This window comes from Mycobacterium sp. NGS26 (genome assembly GCF_059813025.1).
The window spans coordinates 1,035,016-1,056,320 of record NZ_JCALDU010000001.1 but is presented as its reverse complement, the minus strand read 5'-3'; the positions used below and the strand labels follow the sequence as shown (position 1 = coordinate 1,056,320).

The window sequence follows — 21,305 nt, the reverse complement described above, 5'->3', positions numbered from 1 at the left end:
AAATTTACCGGGCGCGGCGGGCCAGCCGCTCGGAGTCCGAGATCAGCACGCTCTTGCCCTCCAGCCGGATCCAGCCGCGGTGGGCGAAATCGGCCAGGGCCTTGTTCACCGTTTCCCGCGAGGCGCCGACCAGCTGGGCGATCTCCTCCTGCGTCAGGTCATGCGTGACGCGCATCGCGCCACCCTCCTGGGTGCCGAAACGCTGGGCCAGCTGCAGCAGCTGCTTGGCCACCCGGCCGGGCACGTCGGTGAAGATCAGGTCGGCCAGGTTGTTGTTGGTGCGGCGCAGCCGCCGGGCGAGCACCCGCAATAGCTGCTCGGCGATCTCGGGGCGATCGGCGATCCAGGCCCGCAGCGCGTCGCGGTCCATCGACACCGCGCGCACCTCGGTGATCGTCGTCGCGCTGGAAGTCCGCGGCCCCGGGTCGAAGATCGACAGCTCGCCGAACATGTCCGAGGGGCCCATGATCGTCAGCAGGTTCTCCCGGCCGTCCGGCGAGCGGCGCCCGATCTTGACCTTCCCCGAAACGATGATGTACAGCCGGTCGCCGGGCTCCCCCTCCGCGAAAACCGTGTGTCCACGGGGGAAGTCGACGGGCTGCAGCTGCTTGGTCAGTGCGGTGACTGCGCCGGGCTCAACCCCTTGGAAGATTCCTGCCCTTGCCAGGATCTCGTCCACGTTGCCTCTTCAGCTTTCCAACGATGTGATATGGGCAGGCCAACCGCATGCCCGTGTGACGAGTCTAGAGGTCGGCCCATGTGTCCAACGTGCCAACGCTACACACGATTGATGTGTCTAGTCCCCCCAAATTGCGGATTGACGCGCGAATGGGTCCGTATTTGTGTCGGTATTCGTGTCGGCAGCCGGGCCTCGCCGGCGTTTTGGAGCTCCCTGCCATGGATCGTCTCGGCGCGATGCCGTCCGACGTGCGATGCCGCAGAGGGAGATTGGGCGAGTTGCAGGGCCTGGCGGCGGTGCAGATAGTCCAGCGCCTCCGGCATGCCTTCGCGGGCCAGCGTGTGCACGTCCACGGCCTCCGCGTACTCGAGGAATTCGTCGACGTCCGACGTCGTGACCGTGCGCTGGGCGACCTCGTCCTCCAGCCGCCCCAAACCGAGCGTCACCAGCATCAATAGCCCTGGAACGCAGGCCACCAGCAACCACGACACAAGGAGAGTAAACATGTCCAAGGTCTCAGCGAGATCACGAAATCAGTACTCTGTCGTAGGTGACAGTGGCCAAGCCGTCGGGGCGTTCGAAGTCAACGCAGCCCGCATCCGGCGCCGTCGTCGCCCGCCGCTGGTCTGACGAAACCCGAACGGGGTTGGTGCGACGGGCTCGCCGGATGAATCGCGCACTGGCGCAAGCGTTTCCGAACGCGCACTGCGAACTGGACTTCACGTCCCCGCTGGAGTTGACGGTGGCCACCATCCTCTCGGCGCAAAGCACCGACAAGCGGGTGAACCTGACGACGCCGGCGTTGTTCAAGCGGTACCGCACCGCGCTGGACTATGCGCAGGCCGACCGCGCCGAACTGGAGAACCTCATCCGCCCCACCGGCTTCTTCCGCAACAAGGCGTCGTCGCTGATCGGCCTCGGGCAGGCGTTGGTGGAACGGTTCGACGGCGAGGTGCCCTCGACCCTGGCCGAGCTGGTGACGCTGCCCGGCGTGGGTCGCAAAACCGCCAACGTGATCCTGGGAAACGCGTTCGGCATCCCGGGCATCACCGTCGACACCCACTTCGCGCGGCTGGTCGGCAGGTGGCGCTGGACGACCGAAAAGGACCCGGTCAAGATCGAGCACGCGGTCGGCGAGCTGATCCCGCGCAGCCAGTGGACCATGCTGAGCCATCGGGTGATCTTCCACGGCCGGCGGGTGTGTCACTCCCGCAAACCGGCGTGCGGGGTGTGCATCCTCGCCAAGGACTGCCCCTCCTTCGGCCTCGGCCCCACCGAACCGCTGCTCGCCGCGCCCCTGGTGCAGGGCCCGGAAACCGAGCATCTGCTGGCGCTGGCCGGGCTGTAAAACGGGGCCGGCGCCGGTGACCCGCACCCGTTGGACCATCGCGATCCTGGCGGTGGTGGTGGCGCTGGTGGTGGCGCTGCTGGCCCAGCTGCGCGACGGGTCCCCCACGACCGAATCCGGCGGCCCGCCGGCCGCGAGGGAGCATCGCGACGCCGACACGGCCGCCGCGCTGGCGGGACCCCGGGGCCGCGCCGCCCTGCCGCCCTGTCCCGCCGCGGGCGGCGGCCCGGGCCCGGCGGCGCTGCGCGGCGTGACGGTGGAATGCGCCGCCGACGGCTCGGCCGTCGACGTGGCCCGGGCGCTGGCCGGACGCCGGGTCGTGCTCAACCTGTGGGCGTATTGGTGCGCGCCGTGCGCGGCCGAACTGCCCGCGATGGCCGAATATCAGCGGCGCGCCGGGGCCGGCGTGACGGTGGTGACCGTGCATCAGGACGAGAACGAGACCGCCGCGCTGCTGCGGCTGGCGGAGCTGGGCGTTCGGCTGCCGACCCTGCAGGACGGTCGACGCCGGGTGGCCGCGGCGCTGCGGGTGGTAAATGTGATGCCCGCGACTGTAGTGCTGCGGTCGGACGGTAGCGTTGCGCAGACGCTGCCGCGCGCGTTCGCGAGTGCCGATGAGATCGCGGCTGCGGTCGGAAACGACGCGGGATGAGGGCAAGGAGGCGCCGGTGAATTCTGCGCTTCCGCTGATGCCCGACACCTGCCCATCCTGGTTGCGCCCGCTGGTCGACAACGTCCACGAGATCCCCGAGGCGTACCGGCACCGGCTGCCGGCCGACGTGCTGGCGATGGTGACCGCTGCCAAGGCCGCGTCTTCGGTGGCATCGCTGCACGGCCGCGGCCGCGAGGCCGCTGTCCTGGTGCTGTTCTCCGGCCCGGATTCCGGCCCGCCCGGCGGCGGCGTCCCCGACGACGCCGATCTGCTGCTGACAGTGCGGGCCTCGACGCTGCGGCACCACGCCGGCCAGGCCGCATTCCCCGGTGGCGCAGCGGATCCCACCGACGACGGCCCGGTGGCCACGGCCCTGCGCGAGGCGCGCGAAGAGACCGGGATCGACGTCGGCAGGCTGCATCCGCTGGCCACGTTGGAGCGGACGTTCATCGCGCCGTCGCGGTACCACGTCGTCCCGGTGCTGGCCTACTCGCCGGATCCCGGCCCGGTGTCCGTCGTCGACCACACCGAGACGGCGATCGTGTCGCGGGTTCCGGTGCGCGCCTTCATCAATCCGGAGAACCGGCTGATGGTCTATCGCGGCACCCTCGGCCGCCGGTGGGCCGGCCCGGCGTTTCTGTTGAACCAGATGCTGGTGTGGGGCTTCACTGGCCAGGTGATCTCCGCGGTGCTCGACGTCGCCGGCTGGGCCCGGCCCTGGGACACCACCGACATCCGCGAGCTGGACGAGGCGATGATCCTGGTCGGCGAGGAGGGCGCCTCGCGATGAATTTGAATTCGATGACGCCCTCGCAGTGGCTGGACATCGCGGTGCTGGCGGTCGCCTTCATCGCGGCCATCTCGGGCTGGCGTTCGGGCGCGCTGGGCTCGCTGCTGTCGTTCGTCGGTGTGCTGCTCGGTGCCATCGCGGGCGTGCTGCTCGCGCCGCACATTGTCAGCCACATCGCCGCCCCCCGCGCGAAACTGTTCACCGCGCTGTTCTTGATCCTCGCGCTGGTGGTCGTCGGCGAGGTCGCCGGGGTGGTGCTGGGGCGGGCCGTTCGCGGCGCGATCCGCAGCCGCGCAATCCGATCCGTCGACTCGGTCATCGGGGTGGGGGTGCAGCTCGTGGTGGTGCTGACGGCGGCCTGGCTGCTGGCGACGCCGCTGACCCAGTCCAAGGACCAGCCCGAGCTGGCCGCCGCGGTGCGGGGTTCGCGGGTGCTCGCCAAGGTCAACGAGGTCGCCCCGCCCTGGCTCAAGACGGTGCCAAAGCGGCTCTCGGCGCTGCTGAACACCTCCGGGCTGCCCGCGGTGCTGGAGCCGTTCAGCCGCACCCCGGTGATTCCGGTCGCGTCGCCGGACCCGGCGCTGGCCAACAACCCGGTGGTGCTGGCGACGGCGCCGAGCGTGGTCAAGGTGCGCAGCCTGGCGCCCAGCTGCCAAAAGGTGTTGGAGGGCAGCGGATTCGTGATATCGCCCGATCGGGTGATGACGAACGCACACGTGGTGGCCGGGTCCAGCAGCGTGCAGGTGTACGCGAGCGGTAACCCGCTGGACGCCACCGTGGTGTCCTACGATCCGTCGGTCGACATCGCGATCCTGTCCGTCCCCAACCTGCCGCCGCCACCGCTGGCGTTCGCCGAGACCGAGGCGAAGACCGGCGCCAACGTGGTGGTGATGGGCTATCCCGGCGGCGGCAACTTCACCGCCACCCCGGCCAGGATTCGCGAGAACATCAAACTCAGCGGCCCCGACATCTACCGCGACCCCAAACCGGTCACCCGCGACGTGTACACCATCAGAGCCAATGTGGAGCAAGGGAATTCGGGTGGCCCCCTGATCGACCTCGACGGTCACGTGCTCGGCGTGGTGTTCGGCGCGGCCGTCGACGACCCCGACACCGGCTTTGTCCTGACCGCCGACGAGGTGCGCGGTCAGCTGTCCCGGATCGGCGACACCAGCCAGGTCGGCACCGGCTCCTGCGTCAGCTGACCCGGGGCCCGTGCACCTGCTCGAGAAACCTCATCAGATGCCGGTTGACCTCCTCGGGCGCCTCTTCGTGACTGAAATGCCCTGCGCCGCTTATGGATACGTAGCGTCCCTGCGGCGCGTAGCGCCGGCTGCGGTCGACGGGGTCGGCCAGCACGTACGGATCGGCGTCGCCGCGCAGGTGTAGCAGCGGCATCCCGAGTTGTCGGGCCATCGACCTCATGAATCGCCGGCCCTCGCCGCGCAGCTGGCTGCGCACCGCCCAGCGCTGATACTCCAACGCGCAGTGCGCGGCCCCGGGAATCTGGATGGCCGTCCTCAGATAACCAATGGTTTGCGAGAAGTCTTCGGACGCAACCCATTTGGCGCTGCTGCGGCTGCGGACCAGTCGCTCGATCTCCGCCCCGTCGTCCCGGGTCAGCAGCCGCTCGGGCCAGACGGGCAGCTGGTAGCGCAGCAGGGTCTGCAGCAGCGCGTGGCCCTGGTCGCGGCGCGTCAGGGTGGATCGCCGCAACGCGCCCGGATGCGGCGAGCTGATCAGCGCGATGGCGCGCACCAGCCGCGAGTGCAGCAGGGCGGTGGTCCAGCAGGCCAGGCCGCCGTCGGCGTGACCGACCAGCGTCGCCGACGAATGCCCAAGCGCGCGAATGAGTCCCGCCGTGTCGCCGGCCAGCGTCCAGCCGTCGTAGCCGCGCGGCGGTTTGTCGCTTCCGCCGTAGCCGCGCAGGTCGACCGCGACCACCCGGGCGCCGGACAGGCCGCGCAACTGGTGGCGCCAGGACCACCAGAACGAACCGAAGCCGTGCAGCAGCATCACCAGCGGCCGCGCCGAGGCCGGCGCGGCCATGTCCGAGTTCGCCGGCAGCGCCTCCACGACGTGGAAGCGGATGCCGTTGGCGTGCACGTCCAAATGACGCCACGGCCCGTCGATGCGGGTCACCGACGGATCGGGTGCCGGCATTTACCAGCCCGAGGTATCGGCCGGGCTGCCCTCCGGCCCGGTGAGCTTGGCCGGCGCGGACTTGTCGTGGCCGGGGGTCAGCGCGGTGCGCGTCTCCTTGACCGATTCGATGGTCTCCCGCGGCCCACGGATCCTGCGCACCTTGAGGAAACCGAGCAGGGCCAGCGCCGCGCCGACGACGACCATGATGGCGAACACGATCAGGAAGGCCACCCAGCGCCACAGCCAGTCGTCGAGCAGCTCGGCGAGGAAGAAGAAGAAAAAGAACGTGGAGTAGAACAACACCACCAGCGCGGCGATGAAGTAGACGCTGCCGGTCAATCCCTTCTTGACGTCGCGGGTGATCTCGGCGCGGGCCAGTTCGACCTCCGCGCGCACCAGCGTGGACATCTGCGTTGTGGCGTCCTTGATCAGGTCGCCGATCGACGGCTCGGCGGGCCTGGCGTGCGGGTCGGCCAGCGGAATCGTGGTCAGCGTGCTGGGCACACCGTTCTTGCGATCGTTGCTCACAGACGGTCCTCTCGGTTCGCTGTCGTCGCGGCTTATGTTGCCATGCGCCGCGGTGGCAGACGAGGCCAGCCGACGACGGCGACCGCCCGCCGACCGGGCCGGCTAATTGACGGCGACAGCTATTCGCGCAGCACCGGCGCGGGCCCGGCGATCCACTAGACTTACGCAGCCGACGTTGCGATCGGCTGACGGGAGTTTCGATTGCGGACGGCACGGTGCTTCGTGGCCGCGATGGTGGCCGTTCTGGTGGCCCTGCCGGGTTTGCCTGCCCGGCCCGCGAGCGCCGACGACAGGGTCCCGTTGGGCGGCGGTGCGGGCATCGTGGTCAACGGGGACACGATGTGCACGCTGACCACCATCGGCACCGACGCGGCCGGCGAGCTGATCGGCTTCACCTCCGCGCACTGCGGTGGGCCCGGCGCGGTGGTCGCCGCCGAGGCCGCCGAGGGCCGGGGCACGCTGGGGACGATGGTCTCCGGCAACGACAACCTGGATTACGCGGTGATCAAATTCGATCCGGCCAAGGTGGCGCCGGTGGCCGTGTACAACGGGTTTGCGATCAACGGGATCGGCCCGGACCCGTCCTTCGGCCAGGTCGCGTGCAAACAGGGCCGCACGACGGGAAACTCGTGCGGCGTCACCTGGGGGATGGGCCAGACTCCCGGCACCATCGTGATGCAGGTGTGCGGCCGGCCGGGCGACTCCGGGGCGCCGGTGACCGTCGACAACCTGCTGGTCGGGATGATCCACGGCGCGTTCAGCGACAACCTGCCGACCTGCATCATCAAGTACATCCCGCTGCACACCCCGGCCATCGTGATGTCGTTCAACGCCGTCCTGGCCGACATCAACAACCGGCACCGGCCGGGCGCGGGATTCGTCCCGGTGCCGGCCTGACCTACCGGGCTCTGGTCTATTGGGCCGCCCTGATCGCGTCGAACACGTTGGGGTCGAGCAGCGTCGACGTGTCGCCCAGCTCGCGGTTCTCGGCGACGTCGCGCAGCAGCCGGCGCATAATCTTGCCGCTGCGGGTCTTCGGCAGCTCCGGCACCACATGGATCTCGCGCGGCTTGGCGATCGGCGAGATCTCCTGCGCGACCTGGGCGCGCAGCTCGCCGAGCGTGCCGTGGTGCGCGTCGTCACTGTCGCACAACACCACGAACGCGCAGATCGCCTGGCCGGTGGTGTCGTCGGTGACCCCGACCACCGCCGCCTCGGCCACCCCGGAGTGGCCCACCAGGGCCGACTCCACCTCGGCGGTGGACAGCCGGTGCCCCGACACGTTCATCACGTCGTCGATGCGGCCCACCACCCAGATGGCGCCGTCGCGGTCGAAATAGGCGCTGTCGCCGGCGAAGTACCAGCCCCGCTCGGCGAACCTGGACCAGTAGGTCTCGACGTAGCGTTCCGGATCGCCCCAGATGCCGCGCAGCATGGCGGGCCACGGCTGGTCCAGGACCAGGTAGCCGGTGATGTGTTCCTCCGTGTGGACGACCGGTGTCAAGTCCTGGCCGTGGTCGTCGACGATCTTGGCCGAGATCCCCGGCAGCGGCCTCATCGCCGAACCGGGTTTGGCCGCAGCGATTCCCGGCAGCGGCGAGATCATCGCCGCGCCCGTCTCCGTCTGCCACCAGGTGTCCACGACCGGTATGCGATCGGCGCCGAACACCTCGCGATACCAGCGCCAGGCCTCCGGGTTGATCGGTTCGCCGACCGATCCCAGCAGCCGCAGGCTGGACAGGTCGTGGGCGTCGGGGATCTCACGGCCCCACTTCATGAACGTCCGGATGAGCGTGGGAGCCGTGTAATAGATTGTCACGCCGTACTTTTCGATGATCTGGAAATGCCGGTGCTGGTCCGGGCTGGCGGGGGTGCCCTCGTAGAGAACCTCGGTGACGCCGTTGGACAGCGGACCGTAGACGCCGTAGGTGTGTCCGGTGACCCAGCCGATGTCGGCGGTGCACCAGAACACGTCGCTTTCGGGCTTGACGTCGAAGACGTAGTAGTGCGTGTAGCAGCACTGGGTCAGATACCCGCCGCTGGTGTGCACGATGCCCTTGGGCTGGCCCGTGGTGCCCGAGGTGTACAGCAGGAACAGCGGCTGCTCGGAGTCGAACGGCTCGGCGGTGTGTTCGGGCGACGCGGAGTCGACGACGTCGTGCCACCACACGTCGCGCTCGTCGTTCCAGGGCACGTCAATTCCGGTGCGCCGCACCACCAGAACCTTCTCGACGGGGCTGTCGGGCTGCCCGACGGCCTCGTCGGCCGCGTCCTTGAGCGGCGCGGGCTTGCCGCGGCGGAACTGCCCGTCGCAGGTGATCAGCAGCTTGGCCTGCGCGTCGGAGATCCGGGCTTGCAGCGCCTTGGCGGTGAAACCGCCAAACACCACGCTGTGCATGATGCCCAGGCGCGCGCAGGCCAGCATCGCGATCACGGCCTCGGGGATCATCGGCATGTAGATGGCGACCCGGTCGCCGGCCACCAGGCCCAGCCCGGTCAACGCGTTGGCGGCCTTGCACACCTCGGTCTGCAGGTCGGAGTAGGTCAGGCTGCGGCTGTCGTCGACGGGCTCGCCGACCCAGTGGATGGCGACGCGGTCGCCGTGGCCGGCCTCGACGTGGCGGTCCACGCAGTTGTAGGCGACGTTGAGCTTGCCGCCGACGAACCACTTGGCGAACGGCGCCTCCGACCAGTCCAGCACCTCGGTGAAGGGCGTCGCCCAGGTCAGCCGGTCGGCCTGCTTGGCCCAGAAGGCCAGCCGGTCCCGCTCGGCCTCCCGGTACAGGTCCTCACGGGCGTTGGCCTGTTCGGCGAACTCCGCCGGCGGCGGATAGGAGGAGGGCCCTTCGGTGTGGGTGGCGGTCACTGGCTTGTCTCCTATGATTTCGGCTCGTCAACCGTTGTCGAGCCTAGCCCGGCGAGTTGGACCGGCGCGCTCCGAACCGGCCCCGCCGCGGGCCGGGTGGCGCATAATCACCGGTGTGCCGGGACCTGCAGCCAGCTGCGTGGCCGCTGGCTGCGTGGCCGCCGCGCTGCTGGCGCCACCCGCGTGGGCGGCACCGGAAGAGATATCCGACGAGCCCACGCCCTGCTGGTCAGACCAGGTCGCCGTGAGCGCGTCCCCGACGCAGGGCGCCGTGGGCCACCGCGCGGTGACGCTGCTATTCACCCTCGCCGGCGGCGGGGAGCCGTGCACGCTCACCGGCTACCCCGTCGTCGACTCCGGCACCGGTGGGCCGCCGGTCCACGCCGAGCCCACGCCCCGCGGATACATGGGCGGGTTGCCGGCCGGCGTCGACGTGCCGCCGACCGTCACGCTGTCGCTGTCGCAGCAGGCGCAGGCGATCCTGGAGGGCACCGCCATCGACGCGGGCGGCAACCAATGTCCCACCTACACCGACCTCGCCGTCAGCCCGCCCGGCATCGTCCAGGTGGTCACCGTCCCGGCCACTATCGACGCCTGCGCGCTGCAGGTGCATCCCGTCACCGCGAGTCAATAGCTTGAAAAGCCTTCCCCCGCTTTGACGTATCGGTCGCGGGCGCACTATCGTGTCGTGACCCCTCAGCGTGCGACTGGTCTGCGGGTAGGCACGCGAACGTTCCCGCAGGTCGATGACCAGTGACCAATCCGATTGCAAGGGGATCAGCGCTGTCGAATACCCAGCCCGAACTCGCGTTTCACGCGAGGCGACAGATGCCGCGGTCGACAGGGGTCGCGGTCATGCGTCGACCCGCGATGGCCGCGTTGGTGGCCGCGGTGCTGCTGGTCGCGTCCGTGGCCGGGTGCGGCGGCGGCGTGCTGAGCCCCGATCTGGTAGTGGTGAACGGTGGGGAACCGCCCTACCCGTTAATCCCGACCAGCACCAACGACAGCAACGGCGGCAGGATCATCGACCGGCTCTTCGCCGGCCTGGTGTCCTATGACGCCGCCGGACACCCCTCGAACGAGGTTGCCCAGTCGATCGACACCACCGACAACGTCAACTACCGCATCGTCCTCAAGCCGGGATGGAAGTTCACCGACGGCTCGGCGGTGACGGCCCACTCGTTCGTCGACGCGTGGAACTACGGAGCGCTGAGCACCAATGCTCAACTGCAGCAAAGCTTTTTCAGCCCGATCGACGGGTTCGACGAGGTCTCGGGCATGACCGGCGACAACAAGCCGGCCCCGAAAACGGGGCGCACCACCATGTCCGGGCTGCAAGTGGTCGGTGATCTCGAGTTCACCGTGCGACTGAAGGCGCCGACCATCGACTTCACCCTGCGGCTGGGCCACAGCGCCTTTTATCCGCTGCCCGATGTCGCGTTTCGCGACATGACGGCGTTCGGGCGCAACCCCATCGGCAACGGCCCGTACAAGCTCGCCGACAGCCCGGACGGGCCGGCGTGGGAGCACGACGTCAAGATCGACCTGCGGCCCAACCCCGACTATCACGGCAACCGCAAGCCCCGCAACAAGGGGCTGCGGTTCGACTTCTACGCCAACCTGGATACCGCCTACGCCGACCTGCTGTCGGGCAATCTCGATGTCCTGGACACGATTCCGCCGAGCGCGCTGCCGGTCTACAAGCGCGACCTGGGCAACAACTTCACCAGCGGCCCCGTCGCGGTCAAGCACAGTCTCGACACCCCGCTGCGGTTGCCGCATTTCGGCGGCGAGGAGGGCCGGCTGCGCCGGCTTGCGCTGTCGGCCGCCGTCGACCGTGAGCACATCTGTCAGCAGATCTTCATGGGCACCCGCATTCCGTCGCGCGACTTCACCGCAAGGTCGTTGCCGGGTTTCGACGCGAACCTGCCGGGCAACGACGTGCTGAACTTCGATCCCGTTCGCGCGCGGCAGCTTTGGGCACAGGCCAACGCCATCTCGCAGTGGAGCGGGCAGTACGTCATCGCCTACAACGCCGACGCCGGAAACCAGGAATGGGTGGACGCGGTGGCCAACAGCATCAAGAATGTCCTCGGCATCGACGCGGTCGGCGCGCCGCAGCCCACGTTCGCCGGGTTCCGCACCAAGATCACCAATCACACCATCGGGACCGCGTTCCGCGCCGCCTGGCAGGGCGACTACCCGTCGATGATCGAGTTCCTCGGGCCGCTGTTCGCCACCGGGGCCGGGTCCAACGACGTCGGCTACTCCAACCGCGACTTCGACGCGGCGCTGGCGACCGCCGAGGCCGCGGCCACCCTGCCGCAGTCCAACGCCCTGACCAACGACGCGCAGCGAATCCTGTTCCACGACATGCCAGTTGTCCCACTGTGGGACAACGTCAGCGTGGTCGGCTGGTCGATGGAGGTGAAGAGCGTCGGGGTCACCTGGAACGGCATGCCCGACTACGAGAACATCGTGAAGGGCTGAGATGGGCTGGTACATCGCGCGCCGAATCGGCATCATGGTGCCGGTCTTCATCGGCGCCACGCTGCTGATCTACGGCATGGTCTTCCTGCTGCCCGGCGACCCGGTGGCGGCGATGGCCGGAGACCGCCCGCTGACTCCCGCGGTGGCCGCGGCGCTGCGGGCCCGTTACCACCTCGACGATCCGTTCATTGTGCAGTACCTGCGCTACCTGGGCGGTGTCCTGCACGGCGACCTGGGCCGCTCGTTTTCGGGGCTGCCGGTGAGTGCCGTTCTGGCGCACGCGTTTCCGATCACCGTCAGGCTGGCCCTGATCGCGGTGGCGGTGGAGGCGGTGCTGGGGATCGGGTTCGGCGTCATCGCCGGCCTGCGCCAGGGCGGGATCTTCGACGCCTCGGTGCTGCTCGCCGGGCTGGTGATCGTGGCGATCCCCATATTCGTTCTGGGCTTCCTGGCGCAGTTCGTGTTCGGCGTCCGGCTGGGCATCGCGCCCGTGACGGTGGGCGAACGGGCCACCTTCGCGCGGCTGCTACTGCCCGGGATCGTGCTGGGCTCGGTGTCGTTCGCGTATGTGGTGCGCCTGACCCGGTCCGCGGTGGCCGCCAACGCGCACGCCGACTACGTGCGCACCGCCACCGCCAAGGGGCTGTCGCGACCGCGGGTGGTGACGGTGCACATCCTGCGCAACTCGCTGATCCCGGTGGTGACCTTTCTCGGCGCCGACCTGGGCTCGCTGATGGGCGGGGCCGTCGTGACCGAGGGCATCTTCAACATCCACGGCGTCGGCGGCGTGCTGTTCCAGGCCGTCACCCGGCAGGAGGCGCCGACGGTGGTGTCCATCGTCACGGTGCTGGTGCTGGTCTATCTGATAACCAACCTGGTGGTGGACTTGCTGTACGCCGCCCTCGACCCCCGGATCCGTTATGGCTGAACATATTCCAGTCCACCACGGCTTCTGGCGCGACACGTGGCGCAAGCTGCGCCGGCGCCCGAAGTTCGTCGTCGCGGCCACGCTGATCGTGTTCATCGTCGTCGTCGCGGCATTCCCCGAGTGGTTCACCGGAATCGATCCCACCTATGCCGATCCCAGCCGGAGCCTGTTGCCGCCGTCGGGCGCGCACTGGTTCGGCACCGACCTGCAGGGCCACGACATCTACGCGCGCACGGTTTACGGGGCGCGGGCTTCGGTGATGGTGGGGCTGGGGGCGACCCTGCTGGTGTTCCTCGTCGGCGGCGCGCTGGGCGCGCTGGCCGGCTTCTACGGCGGCTGGATCGACGCGGTGGTGTCCCGGGTCAGCGACATCTTCTTCGGGTTGCCCCTGCTGCTGGCCGCCATCGTGCTGATGGGCGTCCTGCACCACCGCCGGGTGTGGACGGTGATCGTCATCCTGGCCGTGTTCGGCTGGCCGCAGGTGGCCAGGATCGCCCGCAGCGCGGTGCTGCAGGCGCGCGCCAGCGACTACGTTCTCGCGGCGAAAGCCCTGGGGCTCAGCGATTTCCAGATCCTGGTTCGGCACGCGCTGCCCAACGCGTTGGGTCCCGTCTTCGCGGTGGCCACCCTGGCCTTCGGCGTGTTCATCGTCACCGAGGCCTCGCTGTCCTACCTCGGCGTCGGCTTGCCGACCTCGGTGATCTCCTGGGGCGGCGACATCAACCTGGCGCAGAGCCGGCTGCGGTCGGGCTCGCCGATACTGTTCTATCCCGCCGGCGCACTGGCGATTACGGTGCTGGCCTTCATGATGATGGGCGACGCGCTGCGCGACGCCCTGGATCCGGCCTCGCGGGCGGTGCGCGCATGAGCGGCACCGAGCGATCGCCGCTGTTGACGGTCGAGGGCCTGGCGGTCACGTTCGGCGACCATCCCGTCGTCTGCGGCGTCGACCTGACGGTGCAGCGCGGGCAGACCGTCGCGGTGGTGGGCGAATCGGGGTCGGGGAAGTCCACCACGGCCGCCGCCGTCCTCGGCCTGCTGCCGCCCGGTGGGCGAATCACGGCCGGGCGCATCGTGTTCGACGGGCACGACATCACCGCCGCCGATCGCCGCGCGCTCCGCTCGCTGCGCGGGCGCGCAATCGGATACGTGCCCCAGGACCCGATGACCAACCTCAACCCGGTGTGGAAGGTGGGCTTCCAGATCCGGGAGGCGTTGCGCGCCAACGCGAACGGACGCGGTGCGCGGCGGCGCGCGATGGAGCTGCTCGCCGAGGCGGGGATGCCGGACCCGGCAAAGCAGGCCGGCCGCTACCCGCACCAGCTCTCCGGCGGCATGTGTCAGCGCGCGCTGATCGCCATCGGTTTGGCGGGCCGGCCGCAGCTGCTCATCGCCGACGAGCCGACCTCGGCCCTGGACGTGACCGTGCAGCGGCAGGTGCTCGACCATCTGCAGCGGCTGACCGACGAGCTGGGCACCGCGCTGCTGCTGATCACCCACGACCTGGCGATGGCCGCCGAACGCGCCGAGACCGTCGTCGTCGTCCATCGCGGCGCGGTGGTGGAATCCGGTGCCGCACAGTCGATCCTGCGCGAGCCGCGGCACGAGTACACCCGGCGGCTGGTGGCCGCGGCCCCGTCGCTCGCCGCCCGCGGCCCCCGAAGCCCGCGACCGCAGCACCCGGACGGAGACGACATCCTGGTCGCGTCCGAGCTGACCAAGGTCTACCGGGAGTCGCGCGGCGCACCCTGGCGGTGGGCCGAATTCCGCGCCGTCGACGCCGTGTCGTTCCGGCTGCGCCGGGCCAGCACCCTGGCGATCGTCGGCGAGTCGGGCTCGGGGAAATCGACGGTGGCGCGCATGGCGCTCGGCCTGCTGCAACCCACGTCGGGCTCGGTGGTTTTCGACGGCACACCGATCGACGCCACCCTGGACCGCGACGAGGCGATGGCCTTTCGCCGGCGGGTGCAGCCGGTGTTCCAGAACCCCTACAGCAGCCTCGATCCCATGTATTCGGTGTTTCGCACCATCGAGGAGCCGCTGCGGATCCACCGGGTGGGCGACCGCGGCCAGCGGCGGCGGGCGGTCCGCGAGCTCATCGACCACGTGGCCCTGCCGTCGTCGGTGCTGGGGCGGCTGCCCCGCGAGCTGTCCGGCGGGCAGCGGCAACGCGTCGCGATCGCGCGGGCGCTGGCGCTGCGGCCCGAGGTACTGGTGTGCGACGAGGCGGTGTCGGCGCTCGACGTCCTGGTGCAGGCTCAGATACTCGAGCTGCTGGCCGACCTGCAGGCCGAGCTGGGCCTGGCCTACCTGTTCATCAGCCACGACCTGGCCGTGATCCGCCAGATCGCCGACGACGTGCTGGTGATGAAGGCGGGCCGGGTGGTGGAAATGGCCCCGACCGAGCAGCTGTTCACCCGGCCCGGTCACGACTACACCCGCCAGTTGCTGGACGCCATCCCCCGCGCGCCGGCGCCGCCCCGATAGGTTGGCAACCTGTGACGGCTGACCCGCTGGCCCCGCTGCTGGAGCTGCCCGGCGTCGCCGAGGCGAGCGACCGGGCCCGCGAGGCGCTGGGCCGGGCCCACCGGCACCGGGCGAACCTGCGGCGCTGGCCGGTGACGGCCGCCGAGGCGGCGTTGCGCGCGGCGCGCGCCTCGTCGGTGCTCGACGGCGGGCCCGTGCGGCTGGAGGATTTGGCCGCGCCGGAAAACCCGGCGGCCGGCGACCCGGTGTTCGCCGGGGCGCTGCGGGTGGCCCAGGCGCTGGAGGGTGGCGGGGGCGCGCTGGTCGGCGTCTGGCAGCGGGCGCCGCTGCAGGCGCTGGCCCGGCTGCACATGCTGGCCGCCGCCGACCTGGTCGACGACGATCGGTTGGGCCGCCCGCGGGCCGACGGCGAGGTCGGACCGCGGCTGGAATTGCTCGCGGACCTGGTGACCAGTCGCACCCGGGCGCCGGCGCCGGTGGTTGCCGCGGTCGCACACGGGGAGTTGCTGACGCTGAAGCCTTTTGGGAGCGCGGACGGCGTGGTGGCGCGTGCGGTGTCGCGGCTGGTGACCATCGCCAGCGGGCTGGATCCGCACGGGCTCGGTGTGCCCGAGGTGAGCTGGATGCGCCACCCCGCCGACTATCGCGAAGCCGCGCGCGGATTCGCCGGCGGCACGCCGGACGGGGTGGGCGCCTGGTTGGTGCTGTGTTGCCGGGCGCTGCGGGCGGGCGCGCAGGAGGCGTTGTCGATCGCCGAATCGCTGCCGGACCGCTAGCGCACGGGTCGGTAGCCAGCGGGACCCGGAACGGCACCGAAAATTCGTTCGGAAAAATGTAGAGCGGGCGGCGTCCCGAAAAATTCGGTCCACCGCCCGCTAGCACGGAACTCGGTTACCAAGCGTGCATCTCTGGGCTGCGTGGGTTGGCCTCGGCGATCTTGCGACGCTTCCGGCTGCAGCCCCACCCAAAGGGCCGTCGAAACCGTCCACTTTTCGCAATTACGCAGGCCCGCAACACTTCTGCCATTATCGCGGCTATGACTCCGCGTGGGTGCCGGGTACCGTGCTGGGCGCCCGGATCGGGAGATCGAACCTTCTCTTCCGGCTCGACCTAGGCCTCACCGGGCTTCCGTGTTTCCATTTGTACTACTGGAGCCTTAGCACAGCAAGGCCCAATTCTGTGAACGTTGCGAAGCGGTCGCGGATTGCGTGGTCAATTAGTTTGCTGGCGGACCGCCGACGTGCATCGCGGCCCGGCCGGCCCGGGGCTAGAAGGCGAAACGGCGCAACAACGAGTAGGTAACTGCGCCGGCCGCCAGCGCACTGATACCCACCGCGGCGGTGGTTGCGATCGCGGCGCCCGACGGCGCCGGGATCCGGTCCCGCAGGGACACCGGCCGGGAAAACGCCAGCACCGGCCAGCCGCGCTCGGCGGCTTCTCGCCGCAGCGCGCGGTCGGGGTTGACCACGCTCGGGTGACCGACGACCTCGAGCATCGGCAGGTCGGTGATGGAGTCGGAGTAGGCGTAGCAGTGTTCCAGCGGGTAGCCCTCGCGGGCCGCCAGCTCGCGGATCGCCTGCACCTTGCCCTCGCCGTAGCAGTAGAACGCCACCTCGCCGGTGTACCTGCCGTCCTCGACGACCATGCGGGTCGCCATCGCGTGGGTGGCGCCCAGCGCCCGGGCGATCGGCGCCACGATTTCTTCGCCGGACGCCGAGACCACCACCACGTCGCGACCGCACAGCTTGTGGGCGGCGATCAGGTCCGCGGCCTCCGCGAACACCAGGGGGGTCACGATGTCGTGCAGCGTTTCGTTGACGATCGACTTGACCTGTGCCACGTCCCAGCCGGTGCACATATTGGTCATGTGGGCGCGCATCCGGTCCATCTGGTCATGATCGGCACCGGAGAGCAGAAAGATGAACTGGGCGTAGCTGGACTTGAGCACGGCGCGACGGTTGAGCAGACCCTGGGCGAAGAACGGTTTGCTGAACGCCAAGGTGCTGGACTTGGCGATGATCGTCTTGTCGAGGTCGAAGAAGGCCGCCGTGCGTGCGTGCGGAGGGATCGTTGCCCCCGTTTGCGAAGGAGTTTGCTGGTGCGCGGCCGGGCCGAAGACGGTCACCGACCTAGCATATGTCGGGGCTCCGACGGGCTGCGTGCTCGCACCCGAATCGCCGCCCGGCAGCGGTGTGGCGGGCGGGACCGCCGGTGTTTTTGCGGCTCACGGTGTTTTTTTCGGTGAAACAAGCTATTGCGCTGATTAGTACTGTCATGTGTATAGTAAGCAGTACTCGGCCTGAGCCGAGGGTGTATCAGCCCGACCCCCCGGGGCTGATACACGACGACCCTCGCCTCCTCCCCCCCTGGCGGGGGTCGTCCCTTTTCTGGGGCAAGTTTCGGTGGTCTCGCGGCGCTCGGCGCGCCGTTGTGCGCGTTGCGGGGATCGCGCGATCCGTAAGCTGAGCGCGCCGCGGACGACGCCTTTGTGCACACTCGCGTCTCTCTCCACAAATCCGTGTTTGGCACTGGTGTGCCAAGGTCACGGCCCCGCAGGGTGGATGGGTGACTACGAATTCCCGCGTTGCGACGCCGGGTCCCGCGGGCGTGCTGGCGGCGCTGGAGGACGCTCAGCTGCGCGACGAACTCGACCGGGTGGCCGCCGCCGTCGGTGTTCGGGTGGTCCATGTCGGCGCTTCCGCCGTGAGCAGGAAAACGTGGTCGGCGGCCGCGGCCGTGGTGCTCGACGCGGCGGCGGCCGACCGGTGCCGGAAGGCGGCGCTACCGCGGCGCGCTCACGTCAGCGTGTTGACCGCCGGCGAACCCACGCCGGCGACGTGGACGGCGGCCATCTCCGTCGGCGCCCAGCACGTGCTGAGGGTGCCCGGGCAGGAAGACGAATTGATCCGCGAGCTCGCCGAGGCCGCCGAATCGGCGCGCGACGACGGTCCGCGCGGCGACGTCGTGGCCGTCATCGGCGGCTGCGGCGGCGCTGGAGCGTCTTTGCTGGCCGTCGCCCTGGCGCGGGTCGCGGGCGACGCGCTGTTGGTCGACCTCGACCCGTGGGGCGGCGGCATCGATTTGCTGGTGGGCGGCGAGACGACGCCGGGGCTGCGGTGGCCGGATCTGGCGCTGCAGGGTGGACGGCTCAACTGGCCGGCGGTGCGCGACGCCCTGCCGCGGCATCGGGGGATCAGCATCCTGTCCGGGACCCGGCGCGCCTGCGAGCTGACCGCCGCGCCGGTGGACGCCGTCGTCGACGCCGGTCGCCGCGGGGGTGTCACCGTGGTCTGCGACCTTCCCCGCCGCCTCACCGACGCCGCCCACGCCGCGCTCGACGCCGCCGACCTCGTCGTCGTGGTCAGCCCCTGTGATGTGCGGGCCTGCGCGGCGACCGCGGCGATGGCGCCGGTGCTGGCCGGCATCAATCCCAACGTCGGGTTGGTCGTGCGGGGGCCGTCGCCGGGCGGATTGCGGGCGGCCGAGGTGGCCGACATCGCCGCCCTGCCGCTGCTGGCGGCCGTGCGGGCGCAGCCCCAACTCGCCGAGCAGGTGGAGCGCGGTGGGCTGCGCCTGGGGCGGCGATCCGCGCTGGCGGCCGCCGCGGGCCGGGTGCTCGAGGTGTTGCCCCGCGCGGGCTCGGGCCGGCAGGGCAGGGCGGCGTGAGCGGCTCGCTGATCGAGCGGGTGCGCGAACGGCTGGCGGCCGAGTCTGCCCCGCTGCGGCCCAACGTGGTGGCCGCCGCGATACGGGCCGAGTCGAACGGGGTGCTTGGCGACACCGAGGTCCTCGCCAATCTGCGCGTGCTGCAGACCGAGCTGACCGGTGTCGGCATCCTCGAGCCGCTGCTGTGCGCGGACGGCACGACCGACGTCTTGGTCACTGCGCCCGACGCGGTCTGGGTCGACGACGGAAACGGTCTGCGGCGCAGCGAGATTCGGTTTGCCGACGAGGCGGCGGTGCGGCGGCTGGCGCAGCGGCTGGCGCTGGCAGCGGGACGCCGCCTCGACGACGCGCAGCCCTGGGTGGACGGGCAGCTGACCGGCATCGGCGCCGGCGGGTTCGCGGTGCGGCTGCATGCGGTGCTGCCGCCGGTGGCCGCCGGGGGCACCTGCTTGTCGCTGCGGGTATTGCGCCCGGCCACACAGGATTTGGCGGCGCTGGCCGCGGCGGGCGCGATCGCGCCCCGGGCCGCCGCGCTGGTGGCCGACATCATCGCCGCCAGGCTGGCGTTCCTGGTGTGCGGGGGAACGGGCGCGGGAAAGACGACCCTCCTGGCGGCGATGCTGAGCGCCGTGGCGCCCACCGAGCGGATCGTGTGCGTCGAGGACGCCGCCGAGCTGGCGCCCCGCCATCCGCACCTGGTGAAGCTGGTCGCGCGGTGCGCCAACGTCGAAGGGGTGGGCGAGGTTCCGGTGCGCCAACTCGTCCGGCAGGCGCTGCGGATGCGGCCCGACCGCATCGTGGTAGGCGAAGTCAGGGGCGCCGAGGTGGTGGACCTGCTGGCCGCGCTGAACACCGGCCACGACGGCGGCGCGGGCACCGTACACGCCAACAACCCGGGCGAGGTTCCCGCCCGGCTGGAGGCGCTGGGCGCGCTCGGCGGCCTGGACCGGGCCGCGCTGCACAGCCAGCTCGCCGCGGCGGTCCAGGTGCTGCTGCACGTCGCGCGGGATCGTGCCGGCCGGCGCCGGCTCGCCGAGATCGCCACGCTGCGCCACTGCGACGGCCGGGTCCACGCGGTCACGGTGTGGCACGCGGACCGGGGAATGACCGACGACGCCGAGGATCTGCACCGCATGCTGCGCGACCGGATGCCGGAATGACGCGCCGGCGACGATGCAGAGCGAAGCGATGAGGAGGAGCGGCGCGAATGACGCGCCGGCGACGATGCAGAGCGAAGCGATGAGGAGGAGCGGCGCGAATGACGCGCCGGCGACGATGCAGAGCGAAGCGATGAGGAGGAGCGGCGCGAATGAATAGCCCGATGGCGGCCGCGCTGCCGATGTCGCTGGCGCTCTTGGTGTTTCCGGCATCGCCGCGGTGCCGGCTCGGCCCCGCGGCGCCACCCCGCCACCGGGTCAGGGTCGCCACGGGTGGGGCCGGCATCGCGACCGCGTGCGCCGGCGCCGTCGCCGCCGCCGTCCTGCTGCCGCCCACGACGGTCCTGGCCATCGCGGTGGCCGGCGCGACCGCGACCGTGCGCTACCGCCGCCACCGCCGCACGCGGCGGGCAATGGACGAGGGCCGCACGATCGAGGCCGCCCTCGACGTGCTGGTCGGCGAGCTGCGGGTCGGCTCCCATCCGGTGCATGCGTTTTGCGTGGCCGCCGACGAGACCTGCGGCGCCGTCGCCGATTCGCTGCGCGCGGTGGCGGCGCGGGCCAGGCTGGGCGCCGACGTCGCGGCGGGCCTGCGCGCGGCGGCGCGATCGTCGGCCCTGCCCACCCACTGGGACCGGCTCGCGGTGTGCTGGCAACTGGCCGCCGACCACGGGCTGGCGATAGCCACCCTGATGCGGACGGCGCAGCGCGATATCGCCGAGCGGCAACGGTTCTCGGCGCGGGTGGCATCGGGCCTGGCCGGGGCGCGGGCCACCGCCGCCATCCTGGCGGGACTGCCGCTGCTGGGCGTGCTGCTCGGCCAGCTGATCGGGGCGCGCCCGCTCGACTTCCTGCTGGGCGGGCGGACGGGCGGATGGCTGCTGGTGGTCGGGGTGACGGCGGCCTGCGTCGGGCTGCTGTGGTCGGACCGGATCATCGGCCGGGTCGCGGCGTGAGCGCCGCGGCGGTGCTGCTCGCCCTGGCGCTGTGCATCGGCCCGGGCCCGTCGGTGGTGCGGGCGCGGGCCGGGACGCGGGCGCGCGCACATCGCGCGCGCCCGGGCCCGCAGCGCGGGCCGGACCCGCTGGCCGTCGCGTCCAGCCTCGACGTGCTGGCCGCCTGCCTCGCGGCGGGCATGGCGGTGTCGACCGCCGCGGCGGCCACCGCCGCATCCGCCCCGCCGAAACTGGCCCGCGTGTTGCGCCGGGCCGCCGACCTGCTGGTGCTGGGCGCCGATCCCCTTGTGGCGTGGTCGATCCCGCCGGGCGTGCCGGCCGGCGAGGTCGACGCGCAGGCCGATGCGCTGCTGCGGCTGGCGCGCCGTTCCGCGTCCTCCGGCGCCGCCCTGGCCGACGGCGTCGAAGACCTGGCCGATCAGTGTCGGCAGGACGCCGGGCACGCGGCCACCGCCGCCGCCGAGCGGGCCGGGGTGCTGATCGCGGGACCGCTCGGCCTGTGCTTCCTGCCGGCGTTCGTGTGCCTCGGCATCGTCCCGGTGGTGGCCGGGCTGGCCGCTGACGTCTTGCAATCGGGCCTGCTGTGAAACGGGTAACGCAGAAGAGAGGATGC

21 protein-coding genes are annotated in these 21,305 nt (G+C 70.8%); 15 read left to right on the top strand and 6 right to left on the bottom strand.

Annotation, left to right across the window (positions count from 1 at the left end):
* Positions 1-4 precede the first annotated feature (4 nt).
* Both crp and AC5Y6X_RS05130 read right to left on the bottom strand, forming a co-directional pair.
* Entirely contained in the window at positions 5-679 is a 675-nt protein-coding gene (gene crp, locus AC5Y6X_RS05135) for a cAMP-activated global transcriptional regulator CRP (RefSeq protein ID WP_036465140.1), read from the bottom strand.
* Between the two features lie 98 nt (positions 680-777).
* Positions 778-1,185 (bottom strand): hypothetical protein, encoded by a 408-nt coding sequence (locus AC5Y6X_RS05130; RefSeq protein WP_324679488.1) that lies wholly within the window; start codon positions 1,183-1,185, stop codon positions 778-780.
* A gap of 161 nt (positions 1,186-1,346) precedes the next feature.
* Between AC5Y6X_RS05130 and nth the strand changes: the two genes are divergently transcribed.
* From nth to marP, 4 genes are read left to right on the top strand one after another with little or no spacing between them, the layout of a single operon-like run.
* The gene (gene nth / locus AC5Y6X_RS05125) at positions 1,347-2,027 is read left to right on the top strand and encodes an endonuclease III (protein ID WP_324679486.1); all 681 of its coding nucleotides are present in this window, start codon (positions 1,347-1,349) and stop codon (positions 2,025-2,027) included.
* A 16-nt stretch (positions 2,028-2,043) separates the two neighbouring features.
* Complete coding sequence (locus AC5Y6X_RS05120; RefSeq protein WP_324679484.1) at positions 2,044-2,679, top strand: TlpA family protein disulfide reductase; 636 nt, start codon at positions 2,044-2,046, stop codon at positions 2,677-2,679.
* A 37-nt stretch (positions 2,680-2,716) separates the two neighbouring features.
* Entirely contained in the window at positions 2,717-3,469 is a 753-nt protein-coding gene (locus AC5Y6X_RS05115) for an NUDIX hydrolase (protein ID WP_324679775.1), read from the top strand.
* 11 nt (positions 3,470-3,480) lie between these two features.
* Complete coding sequence (marP, locus tag AC5Y6X_RS05110) at positions 3,481-4,674, top strand: acid resistance serine protease MarP (protein WP_324679773.1); 1,194 nt, start codon at positions 3,481-3,483, stop codon at positions 4,672-4,674.
* Here marP and AC5Y6X_RS05105 read toward each other — a convergent pair.
* Entirely contained in the window at positions 4,667-5,632 is a 966-nt protein-coding gene (locus AC5Y6X_RS05105; protein WP_324679483.1) for an alpha/beta fold hydrolase, read from the bottom strand. The two genes, marP and AC5Y6X_RS05105, sit on opposite strands and share 8 nt — an antisense overlap.
* Positions 5,633-6,142, bottom strand: coding sequence for a phage holin family protein (locus tag AC5Y6X_RS05100; RefSeq protein WP_324679481.1), 510 nt, complete (start codon positions 6,140-6,142; stop codon positions 5,633-5,635).
* A gap of 201 nt (positions 6,143-6,343) precedes the next feature.
* On the opposite strand from AC5Y6X_RS05100, the gene AC5Y6X_RS05095 reads away from it, so the two are divergent.
* A complete protein-coding gene (locus AC5Y6X_RS05095; RefSeq protein WP_324679479.1) occupies positions 6,344-7,039 on the top strand; it encodes a chymotrypsin family serine protease in 696 nt (231 codons plus the stop codon).
* A 16-nt stretch (positions 7,040-7,055) separates the two neighbouring features.
* Here AC5Y6X_RS05095 and acs read toward each other — a convergent pair whose 3' ends face one another.
* Entirely contained in the window at positions 7,056-9,008 is a 1,953-nt protein-coding gene (gene acs, locus AC5Y6X_RS05090; protein ID WP_324679477.1) for an acetate--CoA ligase, read from the bottom strand.
* Positions 9,009-9,174: 166 nt separating this feature from the next.
* On the opposite strand from acs, the gene AC5Y6X_RS05085 reads away from it, so the two are divergent.
* From AC5Y6X_RS05085 to AC5Y6X_RS05060, 6 genes are all read left to right on the top strand, one after another.
* Entirely contained in the window at positions 9,175-9,642 is a 468-nt protein-coding gene (locus tag AC5Y6X_RS05085; RefSeq protein ID WP_324679771.1) for a DUF4232 domain-containing protein, read from the top strand.
* Positions 9,643-9,863: 221 nt separating this feature from the next.
* Positions 9,864-11,498 (top strand): peptide ABC transporter substrate-binding protein, encoded by a 1,635-nt coding sequence (locus AC5Y6X_RS05080; protein WP_324679475.1) that lies wholly within the window; start codon positions 9,864-9,866, stop codon positions 11,496-11,498.
* A gap of 1 nt (position 11,499) precedes the next feature.
* Positions 11,500-12,426 carry an ABC transporter permease gene (locus AC5Y6X_RS05075; protein WP_324679473.1) on the top strand — a complete coding sequence of 309 codons (927 nt, stop codon included), beginning with the start codon at positions 11,500-11,502 and terminating at the stop codon, positions 12,424-12,426.
* Positions 12,419-13,294, top strand: a complete 876-nt coding sequence (locus AC5Y6X_RS05070; protein ID WP_324679471.1) for an ABC transporter permease — start codon at positions 12,419-12,421, stop codon at positions 13,292-13,294. Before AC5Y6X_RS05075 ends, AC5Y6X_RS05070 begins: the two co-directional genes overlap by 8 nt.
* Complete coding sequence (locus AC5Y6X_RS05065; RefSeq protein WP_324679469.1) at positions 13,291-14,913, top strand: dipeptide ABC transporter ATP-binding protein; 1,623 nt, start codon at positions 13,291-13,293, stop codon at positions 14,911-14,913. Before AC5Y6X_RS05070 ends, AC5Y6X_RS05065 begins: the two co-directional genes overlap by 4 nt.
* 11 nt (positions 14,914-14,924) lie before the next feature.
* Positions 14,925-15,689: an oxidoreductase gene (locus tag AC5Y6X_RS05060; RefSeq protein ID WP_324679467.1), complete on the top strand. Its 765-nt coding sequence runs from the start codon at positions 14,925-14,927 to the stop codon at positions 15,687-15,689.
* 491 nt (positions 15,690-16,180) lie between these two features.
* On the opposite strand, the gene AC5Y6X_RS05055 is transcribed toward AC5Y6X_RS05060, so the two are convergent.
* Positions 16,181-17,038, bottom strand: coding sequence for an HAD-IB family hydrolase (locus AC5Y6X_RS05055; RefSeq protein ID WP_420715926.1), 858 nt, complete (start codon positions 17,036-17,038; stop codon positions 16,181-16,183).
* Between the two features lie 494 nt (positions 17,039-17,532).
* Here AC5Y6X_RS05055 and ssd point away from each other — a divergent pair, with 494 nt between their 5' ends.
* The 4 genes from ssd (at position 17,533) to AC5Y6X_RS05035 (ending at position 21,279) form a co-directional block, all read left to right on the top strand.
* Positions 17,533-18,579, top strand: coding sequence for a septum site-determining protein Ssd (gene ssd, locus AC5Y6X_RS05050; protein WP_324679767.1), 1,047 nt, complete (start codon positions 17,533-17,535; stop codon positions 18,577-18,579).
* Positions 18,576-19,739: a TadA family conjugal transfer-associated ATPase gene (locus AC5Y6X_RS05045; RefSeq protein ID WP_324679465.1), complete on the top strand. Its 1,164-nt coding sequence runs from the start codon at positions 18,576-18,578 to the stop codon at positions 19,737-19,739. The genes ssd and AC5Y6X_RS05045 overlap by 4 nt, the downstream gene beginning before the upstream one ends.
* Positions 19,740-19,888: 149 nt before the next feature.
* Complete coding sequence (locus AC5Y6X_RS05040; protein ID WP_324679463.1) at positions 19,889-20,692, top strand: type II secretion system F family protein; 804 nt, start codon at positions 19,889-19,891, stop codon at positions 20,690-20,692.
* Positions 20,689-21,279, top strand: a complete 591-nt coding sequence (locus tag AC5Y6X_RS05035; RefSeq protein ID WP_324679461.1) for a type II secretion system F family protein — start codon at positions 20,689-20,691, stop codon at positions 21,277-21,279. The genes AC5Y6X_RS05040 and AC5Y6X_RS05035 overlap by 4 nt, the downstream gene beginning before the upstream one ends.
* The last annotated feature ends 26 nt before the right edge of the window (positions 21,280-21,305 follow it).